The 12626-nt window shown below is 67.4% G+C and carries 15 protein-coding genes and 1 riboswitch; of the genes, 13 read left to right on the top strand and 2 right to left on the bottom strand.

The features are described 5' to 3' along the window. The first annotated feature begins 895 nt into the window (after positions 1-895). The 7 genes from AC1DJT_RS26005 (at position 896) to AC1DJT_RS25975 (ending at position 7424) form a co-directional block, all read left to right on the top strand. A complete protein-coding gene (locus tag AC1DJT_RS26005) occupies positions 896-1810 on the top strand; it encodes an OmpA family protein (RefSeq protein ID WP_476775011.1) in 915 nt (304 codons plus the stop codon). A 108-nt stretch (positions 1811-1918) separates the two neighbouring features. Next, entirely contained in the window at positions 1919-2119 is a 201-nt protein-coding gene (locus AC1DJT_RS26000) for a hypothetical protein (RefSeq protein ID WP_441506344.1), read from the top strand. Positions 2120-2201: 82 nt separating this feature from the next. Further along, positions 2202-2306, top strand: a riboswitch (TPP riboswitch). 78 nt (positions 2307-2384) lie between these two features. Continuing rightward, positions 2385-4247, top strand: a complete 1863-nt coding sequence (thiC, locus tag AC1DJT_RS25995; protein ID WP_476835171.1) for a phosphomethylpyrimidine synthase ThiC — start codon at positions 2385-2387, stop codon at positions 4245-4247. An 8-nt stretch (positions 4248-4255) separates the two neighbouring features. After that, positions 4256-5005 carry a hydroxyethylthiazole kinase gene (locus AC1DJT_RS25990; protein ID WP_441506346.1) on the top strand — a complete coding sequence of 250 codons (750 nt, stop codon included), beginning with the start codon at positions 4256-4258 and terminating at the stop codon, positions 5003-5005. After that, positions 5002-5676 carry a thiamine phosphate synthase gene (gene thiE, locus AC1DJT_RS25985; protein WP_441490808.1) on the top strand — a complete coding sequence of 225 codons (675 nt, stop codon included), beginning with the start codon at positions 5002-5004 and terminating at the stop codon, positions 5674-5676. The genes AC1DJT_RS25990 and thiE overlap by 4 nt, the downstream gene beginning before the upstream one ends. Positions 5677-5785: 109 nt before the next feature. Then, the gene (locus tag AC1DJT_RS25980; protein WP_441506347.1) at positions 5786-6472 is read left to right on the top strand and encodes a fumarylacetoacetate hydrolase family protein; all 687 of its coding nucleotides are present in this window, start codon (positions 5786-5788) and stop codon (positions 6470-6472) included. A 22-nt stretch (positions 6473-6494) separates the two neighbouring features. Next, a complete protein-coding gene (locus AC1DJT_RS25975) occupies positions 6495-7424 on the top strand; it encodes a dihydrodipicolinate synthase family protein (RefSeq protein WP_476775014.1) in 930 nt (309 codons plus the stop codon). Between the two features lie 61 nt (positions 7425-7485). On the opposite strand, the gene AC1DJT_RS25970 is transcribed toward AC1DJT_RS25975, so the two are convergent. Further along, positions 7486-7965 carry a copper chaperone PCu(A)C gene (locus AC1DJT_RS25970; protein WP_441506349.1) on the bottom strand — a complete coding sequence of 160 codons (480 nt, stop codon included), beginning with the start codon at positions 7963-7965 and terminating at the stop codon, positions 7486-7488. A gap of 108 nt (positions 7966-8073) precedes the next feature. Next, positions 8074-8478: a hypothetical protein gene (locus tag AC1DJT_RS25965; RefSeq protein WP_441490804.1), complete on the bottom strand. Its 405-nt coding sequence runs from the start codon at positions 8476-8478 to the stop codon at positions 8074-8076. 441 nt (positions 8479-8919) lie between these two features. On the opposite strand from AC1DJT_RS25965, the gene AC1DJT_RS25960 reads away from it, so the two are divergent. The 6 genes from AC1DJT_RS25960 (at position 8920) to AC1DJT_RS25935 (ending at position 12511) form a co-directional block, all read left to right on the top strand. Then, on the top strand, positions 8920-9144 hold the full coding sequence (locus AC1DJT_RS25960) for a hypothetical protein (protein WP_441506350.1): 225 nt from the start codon (positions 8920-8922) through the stop codon (positions 9142-9144). A gap of 13 nt (positions 9145-9157) precedes the next feature. Beyond that, positions 9158-9343: a hypothetical protein gene (locus AC1DJT_RS25955; protein WP_441506351.1), complete on the top strand. Its 186-nt coding sequence runs from the start codon at positions 9158-9160 to the stop codon at positions 9341-9343. Positions 9344-9350: 7 nt separating this feature from the next. After that, complete coding sequence (locus AC1DJT_RS25950; protein ID WP_476835170.1) at positions 9351-10457, top strand: methionine ABC transporter ATP-binding protein; 1107 nt, start codon at positions 9351-9353, stop codon at positions 10455-10457. After that, positions 10447-11112, top strand: coding sequence for a methionine ABC transporter permease (locus AC1DJT_RS25945; RefSeq protein ID WP_441506353.1), 666 nt, complete (start codon positions 10447-10449; stop codon positions 11110-11112). The genes AC1DJT_RS25950 and AC1DJT_RS25945 overlap by 11 nt, the downstream gene beginning before the upstream one ends. Positions 11113-11155: 43 nt before the next feature. After that, entirely contained in the window at positions 11156-11956 is an 801-nt protein-coding gene (locus AC1DJT_RS25940) for a MetQ/NlpA family ABC transporter substrate-binding protein (RefSeq protein WP_476835169.1), read from the top strand. Between the two features lie 159 nt (positions 11957-12115). Further along, complete coding sequence (locus tag AC1DJT_RS25935; RefSeq protein WP_476767577.1) at positions 12116-12511, top strand: cupin domain-containing protein; 396 nt, start codon at positions 12116-12118, stop codon at positions 12509-12511. Positions 12512-12626: the final 115 nt, after the last annotated feature.

Here is a 12626-nt window from a genome sequence, read left to right as displayed (position 1 = left end):
GCGGCCGGTCGCGCCTCCGGCGCCAAGCGCAGCGCCACCCGCGCAGCCACGCCCACCCGCCGCGCCGCCGCCTGAACCGCGCCGCGAGCCGCAGATGCCGCGCCCCGTGCCGCCGGGCGCCGGCGAACCCGGACGCCCACCAGCCATACGGCCGCAACCCGCGCCCCCGCCCTCCTCCGCGCCTCAGCCAATCCCGGCGGTGCCGCGCCCGGCTCCTCCAGCCCAGCCCAGCCAGCCTCAGGCCGTGCCGCCGCGCGCCCAGCCGCCCGTCCCGGCCCCCGTGCAGCCGCCGGCAGCCCGTCCGATTCCCGCCCCACAGGCGCAGCCGCCGGCAACCGCACCGTTGACGCCCCCAGCAGGGGGACGCGCTCCCGGAGCGGCTCCGCAAACCCAGCCGCCCGCTACCGCCCCGCTGGCGCCACCTCCTGCCGGCCGTGCGCCCGGCACGCCACCGGCCGGCCAGGCGCCAGCGGCAGCTCCGGGCCAGCCTCCGGCGGCTCGCCCGACRCCAGCRCCGGTGCCAGGAACKGCYCCGCAAGCYCAGCCGCCCGYSACCCAGCCRCTGGYGCSGCCTCCGGGTGGTCGTGCGCCCGGCGCGCCGCCAGCCGGCCAACCGCCTTCTGCAACACCCGGTCAGGTTCCGGCGCCGCTACCCGCTCAGCCGCCGGCAGCAGCCCCGCTCGCCCCGCCCCCCGGCGGTCGCGCGCCCGGCGCAGTCCCGCCGCCCGTTGCACCGCCGCAGCCGGGCCAGACGCTCGCTCCGCCTCCGGCCGGCCAGCCTCCAGCCGCTGGACCCGGGCAACTGCCCCCGCCTGACCGGCAGGGCCGTCGCGGTGGCATCGGCCTCGGTGGCGCGGCTGCGATCGGCCTTGGCGTAGGCGTACTCGGCGGCATCATGGCGACGCAGGGCGCGACGCGCCTCGACGATGTCCGCGGGCGCCGCGAGGAGCGCCGCGAGGGCGACGTCACGATCATTCGCGAGCCCGGTCGCACGATCATCCGCGACGACGACCGTGCCATCATCCGCCGCGACGAGACCGAGCGCTTCCGCGACCTCGGCTGGCAGGGACGGACCGAACGGCGCGGAGACGAGAACGTCACCGTGTTCGAACGGCCGGACGGCAGCCGCATCATCACCGTGACCGACGAGGATGGCCGCCTGATCCGCCGGACCCGGCGCATGCGCGATGGCGATGAGATCGTGATGATCGACAACACCCGCCGCGATCGGCCGGATATGCGCTTCTCGGACGAGGTCGTCGTGCTGCCGCCGCCGCCGCTGCCGATCCCGCGCGAGCGCTATATCGTCGACGCCGAGCAGGCCGACCAGCGCCTGATCTATGAGACGATCACCGCCCCGCCGATCGCCGCGATCCCGCGCCGCTACACGCTCGACGAGGTCCGCTACTCGCCGGACCTGCGCGCCCGCATGCGCAGCGTCGATATCGACACGGTAACCTTCGAGACCGGGTCCTGGGAGGTCACCCCCAACCAGGCGCAGCGGCTCTCGGTGATTGCCGCCTCGATCAGCCAGGCACTGCAGCGCGCGCCGAACGAGGTTTTCCTGGTCGAGGGCCATACCGACGCCGTCGGCTCGGATGTCGACAACCTCTCGCTCTCGGATCGCCGGGCCCAATCGGTCGCCGAGATCCTGACGCGCGATTTCCAGGTGCCGCCGGAGAACCTGACGACGCAGGGCTATGGCGAGCAGTATCTCAAGGTGCAGACGCAGGAGGCCGCCCGCGAGAACCGCCGCGTCACGCTCCGACGCATCACCCCGCTGCTGGCCGGGCAGAATCAGCCGCAGTGAACCAATAGAACCGGCGCGGCGGGCGACCGTCGCGCCGGTCTCCCCGGATCAGGGGATTCAGGAATCAGCAAGCTCTCCGGCTTAAGACCTGTCGTAAGGAGAGTTGAGATGAGTGAGACAACCGTCGCGATCGCGCAGGGCTTTGCCGCAAGCCAGGCAGCCTCGACCCGCCAGACCTTGCAGACAGCGATGGTGAAGCAGCAGGCGACGTCCGACCAGGCGCTCGTGGATATGCTGCAGCAGAGTGCCGAGTCCCAGAAGGCTACTCTTGCCGCTGGCCAGGGCCAGAACGTCGACATTCTCGCCTGAGCCCGGCATTCCGGCGCCGCATGGCAGGGCCGCATCCCGCCCCTTGCCGGTTGCGTTCAAGAGCCGCCGGCCCTAACCTCCGCTTCGTTCCGAGGGGTGCTCGCAAGAGCTGAGATGGCGTCCAAAGCCGAACCCGTCGAACCTGATCCGGGTCATACCGGCGGAGGGACTGGAACGCGGCGTGCGCCACACGTGTACCCGCAGACAGCAACTGGACCGCTTCTAAACCCGGATCTCCTGAACCTTGGACCAAGGAGGAGATCCCATGAACGCCCACACCAAGCCCCAGAAGAATACCGTCAAGGCTGCCCCTCAAAGCGTGACGACCGGACCGATCATCGGCTCGCGCAAGATCTATGTCGCGCCGCCGGACCATCCCGAGATGCGGGTGCCCTTCCGCGAAGTTCAGCTCACCACCGATTCCGAGCCGCCGGTCCGGATCTACGACCCGTCCGGTCCGTTCACCGAGAGCGATGTCACGATCGACCTGAATGCCGGCCTGCCGCAGCCGCGCCGCGCCTGGCTCGATGCCTCCGGCTTCACGACCGTGCCCGGCCGCGCCGTCACTGCCGCCGATAACGGCCATATCTCGCCTGAACAGCTCGTTCCCGCCTGCCCGGCCCCACGCCCGATCCTCGAGGCGAAGCCCGGCCAGATGGCGACCCAGTACGAGTTCGCCAAGGCCGGCATCATCACGCCCGAGATGATCTATGTCGCGCATCGCGAGAATCTCGGCCGCGCCGCGATGCTCGAAGGCGCACGCGAGCGCCATGCCGATGGCGAGAGCTTTGGCGCCTCGGTTCCGGAATTCGTCACCCCTGAATTCGTGCGCGAGGAAATCGCCCGCGGCCGCGCCATCATCCCGGCCAATATCAACCACCCCGAACTGGAGCCGATGGCGATCGGCCGCAATTTCCTGGTCAAGATCAACGCCAATATCGGCAATTCGGCCGTGACGTCCGGCGCTGCCGAGGAGGTCGASAAGCTGGTCTGGGCGATCCGCTGGGGCGCCGACACGGTGATGGACCTGTCGACCGGCCGCAACATCCACAACATCCGCTCCTGGATCCTGCGCAACTCGCCGGTTCCGATCGGCACGGTGCCGATCTACCAGGCGCTTGAGAAGGTCGGCGGCGACCCGATCAAGCTCGACTGGGAGGTCTTCAAGGACACGCTGATCGAGCAGGCCGAGCAGGGCGTCGACTATTTCACCATCCATGCCGGCGTGCGCCTGCCCTATGTCCCGCTCACTGCGAGCCGCGTCACGGGCATCGTCTCGCGCGGCGGCTCGATCATGGCGCGCTGGTGCCTCGCGCACCACAAGGAGAGCTTCCTCTACGAGCGCTTCGACGAGATTTGCGAGATCATGCGCAAATATGACGTCTCCTTCTCGCTCGGCGACGGCCTGCGTCCGGGCTCGATCGCCGACGCCAATGACCGCGCCCAGTTTGCCGAGCTGGAGACGCTGGGCGAGCTCACCAAGGTCGCCTGGGACAAGGGCTGCCAGGTGATGATCGAGGGCCCGGGCCACGTGCCGATGCACAAGATCAAGGAGAACATGGACAAGCAGCTGCGCGAATGCGGCGAGGCGCCGTTCTACACGCTGGGACCGCTGACCACCGACATCGCGCCGGGTTACGACCACATCACCTCGGGCATCGGCGCGGCGATGATCGGCTGGTTCGGCTGCGCCATGCTCTGCTATGTCACGCCCAAGGAGCATCTCGGCCTTCCCAACCGCGACGACGTCAAGACCGGCGTCATCACCTATCGGATCGCGGCCCATGCCGCCGATCTCGCCAAGGGCCATCCAGCGGCCAAGATCCGCGACGACGCGGTCTCGCGCGCCCGCTTCGACTTCCGCTGGGAGGACCAGTTCAACCTGGCGCTCGACCCCGATACGGCACGTTCCTTCCATGACGAGACCCTGCCGAAGGATGCCCACAAGGTCGCGCATTTCTGTTCGATGTGCGGGCCGAAATTCTGCTCGATGAAGATCACGCAGGATCTGCGCGCCGAAGTGCTGGCGATGGGCGAGAACGAACGCGCGGCGCTCGAGGGCATGGCGGAGAAATCGCAGGAATTCCTCGCCAAGGGCGGCAATCTCTACTTGCCGGCGGCGGAATGAGCGCGACGATGACCGCGGCCCGCCTCGACGCGACGGTCGTTGCAGGCGTGCTGGCGCGGGTGGCAGCGAGCCGCCCGCGGGTGCAATGCCTCACCAATACGGTGGCGCAGAACATTACGGCGAACATGCTGCTCGCCTTCGGCGCGATCCCGTCCATGGCGATCCATGTCGACGAGATCGCGGCAATGGCCGAGGGCGCCGGCGCGATCCTGATCAACATCGGCACGATCAATGCCGAGAGCGAACTCGCCATCCCGAAGCTGCTGGAGGTCGCGCGCGACCGACAGAAACCGCTGGTCTTCGATCCGGTCTTCGTCGAACTCTCGCCGCTGCGCCAGCGCGTGGCGCGCGAGGTCTTGCGCCTGCCGAACATCGTCGTGCGCGGCAACGCGACCGAGATGGCCGCGCTTGCTGCCGATCTCAAGACGGCGCGCGAGCGCAACCTCACGCTCGTCACCACCGGCAAGGTCGACCGGATCATGCGCGCAGGCGGCATGCTGTCCGTCTCCCATGGCCATCCGCTGATGACGAGGGTCACCGGGGTCGGCTGCGCAGCGGGCGCCCTGATCGCGGCATGCTGCGCGGTCGAGGGCGATCCGGCAGTCGCGGCCGCCGCCGCGCTGACCGCCTATGGCGTCGCCGGCGAGATTGCGGCAGAGACATCGCAAGGGCCCGGCAGCTTCGCCGTGCACCTGATCGACGCGCTGGCAGGGATGGACGAGGCCACGCTGCGCGAACGGATGGGAGAGCACGGGTGAGCGTTGATATCCGCCTTTACGGCATTGTCGATCCGCAGATCGCGGCCGGGCGCTCGCTGGCCGACCTGGCGCGTGCCGCGGTCGATGGCGGCGCCACCCTGATCCAGCTGCGCGCCAAGACCGAGACGACGCGCGAGATGGTGCGCGAGGCCCGGGCCATCCGCTCGGCCCTGCACGGCACAAGGGTGCCGCTGCTGATCAACGATCGCGTCGATGTCGCGCTCGCTTCCGGTGCCGACGGCGTCCATCTCGGCGCCGACGACATGAAGCCGAACGATGCCCGCCGCCTGCTCGGGCCCCGCGCCATCATCGGCGCGACGCTGAAGCATGAGGATGAACTCTCCGCATTGGCCTCGGCGAAGATCGACTATGCCTGCATCGGCGGTGTCTTCCAGACCTCGCACAAGGACAATGCCGGCTCCTCGCTCGGTCTCGACGGCTTCACGGCCCTGCGGCGCAAGGCTGCTGCCGCATTGGGGCCGCTCCCGGTCGGAGCCATCGCCGGCATCACGGCAATGAATGCGGCCTCGGTCATCGAGGCAGGGGCTGACGGCATTGCCGTGATCGGCGCGCTGTTCGTGCAGGACGATGTCGAGGCCGCCGCGCGCGCACTGCGCGCGGTGCTCGAGCGGCTGCTGCCGACGCCGCCAGAAGCTCCCGCATCCACCTGAACCGTCACGTGGCAATGCCGGGCGCGCAGCCCCGCCACGAGCGCCCGGCCCCTTGCTTCGCGCCCGTCGCTCGCCCATGAACGGCACGACATCGAGGGAGCGCTGCGTCATGACGAATTATGTGATCGAACCGCCCGCCATCAACGCGGTTCCGGTAGCGGGTGGCGGGCTCTTCCCCGTGCGCCGCATCTTCTGCGTCGGACGCAACTATGCCGAACATACCCGCGAAATGGGGGGCGATCCCGACCGCGAGGAGCCGTTCTTCTTCACCAAGCCCGCGGACGCAGTGGTGATCAACGGCACCGACATGCCCTATCCCAGCAAGACCAAGGACCTGCACCACGAGATGGAGCTGGTCGTCGCGATTGGCACCGGCGGGCGCGACATCCCGGTCTCCGAGGCGCTCTCGCATGTCTATGGCTATGCGGCCGGGCTCGATATGACCCGCCGCGACCTGCAGGGCGAAGCCAAGAAGACCGGCCGCCCCTGGGACATGGGCAAGGGCTTCGACCAGTCGGCCCCGATCGGGGAGATCGTGCCCGCGAGCCATAGCGGCCATCCCGCGGCCGGCAAGATCGAGCTCACGGTCAATGGCCGCGTGCGCCAGACCTCCGATCTCGCCAAGCTGATCTGGAGCGTGCCGGAGACGATCGCCTATCTTTCCGGCCTCGTCGCGCTGGCTCCCGGCGACCTGATCTTCACCGGCACGCCGGAAGGTGTCGCCGCCGTCGTCGAGGGCGACGTGCTGGAAGGCGCCATCGACGGCGTCGGCACCGTCCGCACCCGGATCGCCTGAAGAGACTTCGAGGAACCTGACCATGCAGCTGACCCCTGACGCCCGCGGCGTCTATCCCATTGCGCCGACCCCCTTCACGCCCGATGGCGCCATCGACTGGACGAGCACCGACCGGCTCTTCGATTTCTACGCCGGCATCGGTTCTGACGGCATCACCGTGCTCGGCATCATGGGCGAGGCGCCGAAGCTCGAACCGGAAGAGTCCGTCGGGCTCGTCAAGCGCGCCGTCGCGAAGATGGGTGGCAAGCCGATCATCGTCGGCGTTTCGGCGCCGGGCTTTGCGGCTATGCGCTCGCTGGCGCGGCAGGTGATGGATCTCGGCGCCGGCGGCGTAATGATCGCCCCGCCGCCGAGCCTGCGCACCGACGACCAGATCGTCGGCTATTACGCCCAGGCCGTCGAGGCGATCGGCAGCGACATTCCCTTCGTCATCCAGGACTACCCGCTGACGCTCTCGGTGGTGATGACGCCGGCCGTGATCCGCCGCATCGTCCAGGACAACCCGTCCTGCGTAATGCTGAAGCACGAGGACTGGCCGGGACTCGAGAAGATCTCGACGCTGCGCAAGTTCCAGGCGGAAGGCAGCCTGCGCAAGATCGCGATCCTCACAGGCAATGGCGGGCTCTTCCTCGATTTCGAGATGGAGCGTGGGGCTGACGGCGCCAATACCGGCTATGCCTTCCCGGAATTGCTGATCGACGTCGTCCGCCTTTCCAGCGAAGGCAAGCGCGACGCGGCTCATGACATCTTCGACGCGCACCTCCCCCTGCTGCGCTACGAGCAGCAGCAGGGTGTCGGCCTTGCCGTCCGCAAATATACGATGATGAAGCGCGGCATCCTGGCCAGCGACGCCCAGCGCAAGCCGGGCGCCGGTCTGACGGCCGCGGCCAAGGCGGAAGTGGACTATCTGCTGACGCGGCTGGCAAAGCACGACCCGCGCGCCAGGTTCTGAAGGCCGGAATCGCGATGGCCCCCTCTCAACGAGAGGGGGCCATCGCCTTGTCTTCAAGCGCTCAGTGCGTGTGCTCGGCGGCTGCGCCCTTGGCGCCGATCCCCTCGACCTTGAACTCGACCTCCACCACACCAGCCTTCTCGAAGGTCAGCGTGCCCTTGACGCGCTCATCCTGCTTCAACGGCTGCTTCAGCTCCTGGAACATGATGTGGAAACCGCCGGGCTTCAGCTCGACCTTGGCGCCGGCCGGGATTTCGATACCTTTTTCAAGCTCGCGCATGGTCATCACGCCATTGGTGACCGCCATTTCATGGATCTCGCCGCGACCGGCGAAGGGCGCAGAGACCGCAATCAGCCGGTCGGGCGTCGAACCGGTATTCTCGATCGAAAGGTAGCCGCCGCCGACCTTGGCGCCGGCCGGCGTGGCGCGCGACCAGGGATGGCCGATCTTCAGCGGGCCAGCCTTGTAGTCATGGGCGAAGGCGGCGGCGCTCGCGAGTGTGAGCGCGATCGCGGCGAGGTAGTGAACGGGCTTGTTCATCAGCATGGTCCTGAAAGAGGTCGCGGCCATTCGCGAATGGCCGGAAATCCCGGCTTGCGGCGGCCTGTCCGGCTGGCCGCGAGACGAGAGGGAGAGACGAAACCGTGTTCAGGATGCGATCGGCGGCGCTCGCGATTGCGGCAGCCCGAGGACCGCGCCATGGATGGCATCCGTCCGAATGGGAACGGAGCGCTCCAGCGGGGCCGCAAGGCGCGCGCCCACCGGCTGAGGCGGTACAGGAGGGATCGCAAGGGCAGGATTGATCGGGCAGCCAATGCAATGCTGGACGCCATTCGCCGGCTCCGGAACCTCGGACGTGTCCGAGACGGACTGCCCGGAACACAGAACCGCACCTGCGAGCGCTGGATGAGCCGCAAAGGCTGACGCCGGCGCCAGGCCTGCCGCCAGAACGGCCAGCGCATAGACGGCCGCAAGCCAGGCTCCGAGGACGGAGCGGCGCAACGTCTCAAGCGGGGGACCAAGGGCCGACATGGCGCGACTTGGCCTCGTCACCTGCTCTCCGTCAAGCCGCGCTCTGTCGCAGGGGGAGGTCCGCGGGATGGTCGAGGAGAGATTTCTGCCCCCTCGGCAACGGCGCGCGAAAGATTCATTCCCTTTCATTCGTTTCTTTAAAAGAACGATCGGGTTGACAAAGAGGACACTTTCACCCAAATTGGCACTGTCGCTGGACATGGTTCGGCGGCCGCGGAGATTTGAGCGAGCAGCTTGCGCCGCGTCACCAAACGCTAAAGCGCCACGACCGGGTCGTGGGCTCCAGTGACGAGGAGATGAACATGACCGTTTCGACCTTGCGCCGGTCCGCTGCCACGATGCTGATGGCTGCCTGCTGTTGTCGATGCTGATCCTGCATTGAAAGACCGCCCGGGCTGACGCCGGGGCCTCTCCCAATCCGATCCGCCCAATCGAACGCCGCCCATGCGGCGGAGGTAAGCCATGACCCAGTCGCAGACCCAGCAAGCATTCATCATCGAAATCGGCGAGACCCAGGCCGGTCTCGTCAATCGCCGCAACGACGAACGCTTCTTCACCTTCATTTCCGCCTCGTCCGCCTTTCGCGCACTCGAGGGCCTCCGTTTCGCAACGCCAAGCGCTGCCGAGATCGCGGCCCGGCAACTCGCCGCCTCCCAGCGCCGTCCCGCGCTGCGGCTGGCGTCATAGCGGGGGCAGGCCGATGCCGCTGATCACGACCCTGAGCGCATTGCTGCGGGACTGGCTCGACCGGGCCCTTTCCACCGCGCTCGCACCATCTTCGACCCAGGAGCGAGTGGACGAAGACGAGAACACACGCCGCTCCATCCACGACGTGACGCTGGAACAGCTCGGCATCTCGCACTGGTCCTGCCACACGCTCCTCTGAGGTTATGATGAACGCTCTCGTGAAGCCCGACGCCTTCAGCGTCGGTGCCAACCCCGTTTTCAGTCCCGAGCCGGCGATCCGGTTCGAGAATGTCGGCAAAATCTTCTCCGGCCGCTCCKGGCAAGGCGCCGTGACTGCGCTCTCGGGTATCGATCTCACCGTGCCGCGCGGCGCAATTCTCGGGGTGATCGGCCGCTCCGGCGCCGGCAAGTCCACGCTGATCCGGCTGGTMAACGGTCTGGAGCGGGCGAGTTCCGGCCGCATCCTGATCGAGGACGAGGATGTCACAGGGCTGACCGAAGCCGGTTGGCGGGCGCGGCGCCGGACGATCGGCATGATCTTCCAGCACTTCAACCTGCTCTCGTCGCGCACCGTCTTCGACAATGTCGCGCTGCCGCTTGAAATTGCAGGCGCGCCCAGGGCCGAGATCGAACGCCAGGTCACGCGGCTGCTCGATCTCGTCGGCCTGTCCGACAAGCGCGAACGCTATCCGGCCGAACTCTCCGGCGGCCAGAAGCAGCGCGTCGGTATCGCCCGCGCGCTTTCGACCGAGCCGAAGGTGCTGCTCTGCGACGAGGCGACCTCGGCGCTGGACCCCGAGACCACACAGTCGATCCTCGGCCTGCTGAAGCGGGTCAACCGCGAGCTCGGCATCACCATCCTGCTGATCACCCACGAAATTCCGGTGATCAAGGAGATCTGCGACCGCGTTGCAGTGATCGAGGGCGGGCGGATCGTCGAGGAAGGCGAGACCTTTACCGTCTTCACCCAGCCCAAGCACCCGACCACCGCGCGCTTCGTCGAGACGGTGACCGGTGTCGAACTTCCCGCCCATCTCGCCGGCCGGGTCAGGCCGGAGGCACGTCCAGGCGACAGCGCCCTGCTGCGCATCACCTTCATCGGCGAGAATGCGACGGCCCCGGTGATCAGCCGGCTGAGCTCGATCGTCGGCGTCGATGTCAACATCCTCGCCGGACGGATCGATGCCATTGCGGGCCAGCCCTTTGGCAGCCTGCTCGTCTCGGTCACGGCCCATGAGCCGGAACTCGCTGCCGTGCTCGGCGCCCTGAAGAGCCTCGAACTCAAGGCGGAGGTTATCGGCCATGTCTCCTGAACTCATCCGCCTCATCGCCCAGGCGACCGCCGACACGCTGCTCATGGTTGCRGTCGCAGCCGGGATCGGTACGCTGATCGGCCTGCCCCTCGGCGTCTTCCTGGCGACCAGCAAACGTGGTGAGCTCTTCGCCGCGCCCGCCGTCAACGCCGTGCTCGGCGTGCTCGTCAACGCCACGCGCTCGACGCCCTTCATCATCCTCGTTGTCGCGATCATCCCTTTCACCCGGCTGCTCGCCGGCACCTCGATCGGCACCAATGCTGCCATGGTCCCGCTCACCGTCGCCGCCGCCCCCTTCATCGCGCGACTGATCGAAGGCGCCATCCGCGAAGTCGATCAGGGCCTGGTCGAGGCCGCGCGCGCCATGGGGGCGAGCCCGCTGCAGATCGTGCGCAAGGTCCTGGTGCCCGAAGCACTGCCGGCGATCACACTCGGACTGACGCTGGCCATCGTCAGCCTGATCGGCTTCTCGGCCATGGTCGGCGCCGTCGGTGGCGGCGGCCTCGGCGATCTCGGCATCCGCTACGGCTACCAGCGCTTCATGCCGGACGTGATGGCCGTCGTCGTCGCCGTGCTGATCGTCCTCGTCCAGACCGTGCAGAGCATCGGCGACCGGCTTGCCCGGCGCCTCAACAAGCGCCTGCGCCACGTCTGAGCCAATCCGTCCTCAACCGTTCAAACAGCCGCAAGGAAACATCATGTCGATCAATCTGACCCGCCGCGCCGCGCTTGCCGCCTCCGGCCTCGCCCTTCTCCTCTCGGTGCCGGCCCTGGCCCAGCAGAACCAGACGCTGCGCATCGGCGTCTCGCCCGGCCCGCATGCCGAGATCCTCGAGAAGGTGAAGCCGATCGCCGCCAAGAAGGGCCTCGACATCAAGATCGTCGAGTTCTCCGACTATGTCGTACCGAACCAGGCTCTGGATGCAGGCGAGCTGGAGGCCAACTCCTTCCAGCACCAGCCCTATCTCGACAACCAGGTGAAGGACCGCGGCTACAAGCTGGTCAGCGTCGGCCTGACCGTGAACTTCCCGCTCGGGATCTATTCGTCGAAGTACAAGAGCTGGGCCGAGATTCCCGATGGTGCGACCGTCGCCATCCAGAACGACCCGACCAATGGCGGCCGCTCGTTGCTGCTGCTGCAGGACAAGGGCGTGATCAAGCTGAAGGACGGCGTCGGCGTGAAGCCGAGCGTCGCCGACATCACCGCCAATCCGAAGAAGCTGAAGATCATCGAAATCKATGCGGCGCAGGCGCCGCGCTCGCTCGCCGATGTCGGGGCCGCCTCGATCAACACGAACTACGCCGTCGACGCCAAGATCGAGCCGACCTCGGCCATCCTGCGCGAAGACCCGAAGGGCCCCTATGTCAACGTCATCGCCGTGCGCGAGGCTGACAAGGACAAGCCCTGGGTCAAGACCCTGGTCGAAGCCTATCACTCACCCGAGATCAAGGCCTTCGTCACCGAGCGCTTCAAGGGCAACGTGCTCGCTGGCTGGTGATCTCAATCGTTCCTCCCACCTGGTCACGCGATACGGCCAGGCACCTGCCCCGGATGCGCAAGCATCCGGGGTTTTTCTTTGCAGGCAAGATGGGCCGGGCCTGCGGCGGCGCAGGCGGCTATGATGGCAGCAGGATTGTCGCGATCAGAGGAGGAGATCATGCGTTGCCTGCCGCTCGCCGCCTGCGCCCTCGCCTCACTGCCGGCCGCCGCCCAAACCGAACGGCTGGCGCGCCCTGAACTCGTGCTCAAGACAGTGGTTCCGGGAATGCCGACCGGTCCCCAGCAGGAAATCAGGGTGATGACCGCCATGATCAAGCCGGGAGACAGGACACCGTTCCATACGCACCGTTTCCCGGTGACGGTCCATGTCATCGAAGGCGCCTTCACCCTGGAAATGCAGGGGCGCACGGCCGTGACAGTGAAGGCCGGCGAATCGCTGCTCGAACCGCCGAACGTCAAGATGACCGGCTACAACCGCGGCAACGAGATGCTGAAAGTGGTGATCTTCTATGTCAGCGAGCCGGACACGCCGTTCCTGGATCCGGTTCGCTAGAAACCCGGCAACGTCAAATCGTCAGACCGGACCTTCCGGTCCGACGATCCAGCCATCTGTGTTTGCGTCGTCTTTCCCGAAAACCGCAATCCGTTTTTCGGGGCGGTGCCTGAGG

It is taken from the genome of Allobosea sp. 05T422_2, from assembly GCF_056396265.1.
Note: the sequence above shows the minus strand (reverse complement) of the source record. Positions and strands in the feature narration are given on the sequence as shown.

Bases quoted from the DNA above. Each gene is read 5' to 3' on its own strand.
- AC1DJT_RS26005 (WP_476775011.1), top strand. From the start codon at position 896: ATGGCGACGCAGGGCGCGACGCGCCTCGACGATGTCCGCGGGCGCCGC.
- AC1DJT_RS26000 (WP_441506344.1), top strand. From the start codon at position 1,919: ATGAGTGAGACAACCGTCGCGATCGCGCAGGGCTTTGCCGCAAGCCAG.
- AC1DJT_RS25990 (WP_441506346.1), top strand. From the start codon at position 4,256: ATGACCGCGGCCCGCCTCGACGCGACGGTCGTTGCAGGCGTGCTGGCG.
- AC1DJT_RS25980 (WP_441506347.1), top strand. From the start codon at position 5,786: ATGACGAATTATGTGATCGAACCGCCCGCCATCAACGCGGTTCCGGTA.
- AC1DJT_RS25975 (WP_476775014.1), top strand. From the start codon at position 6,495: ATGCAGCTGACCCCTGACGCCCGCGGCGTCTATCCCATTGCGCCGACC.
- AC1DJT_RS25970 (WP_441506349.1), bottom strand. From the start codon at position 7,965: ATGAACAAGCCCGTTCACTACCTCGCCGCGATCGCGCTCACACTCGCG.
- AC1DJT_RS25960 (WP_441506350.1), top strand. From the start codon at position 8,920: ATGACCCAGTCGCAGACCCAGCAAGCATTCATCATCGAAATCGGCGAG.
- AC1DJT_RS25955 (WP_441506351.1), top strand. From the start codon at position 9,158: ATGCCGCTGATCACGACCCTGAGCGCATTGCTGCGGGACTGGCTCGAC.
- AC1DJT_RS25935 (WP_476767577.1), top strand. From the start codon at position 12,116: ATGCGTTGCCTGCCGCTCGCCGCCTGCGCCCTCGCCTCACTGCCGGCC.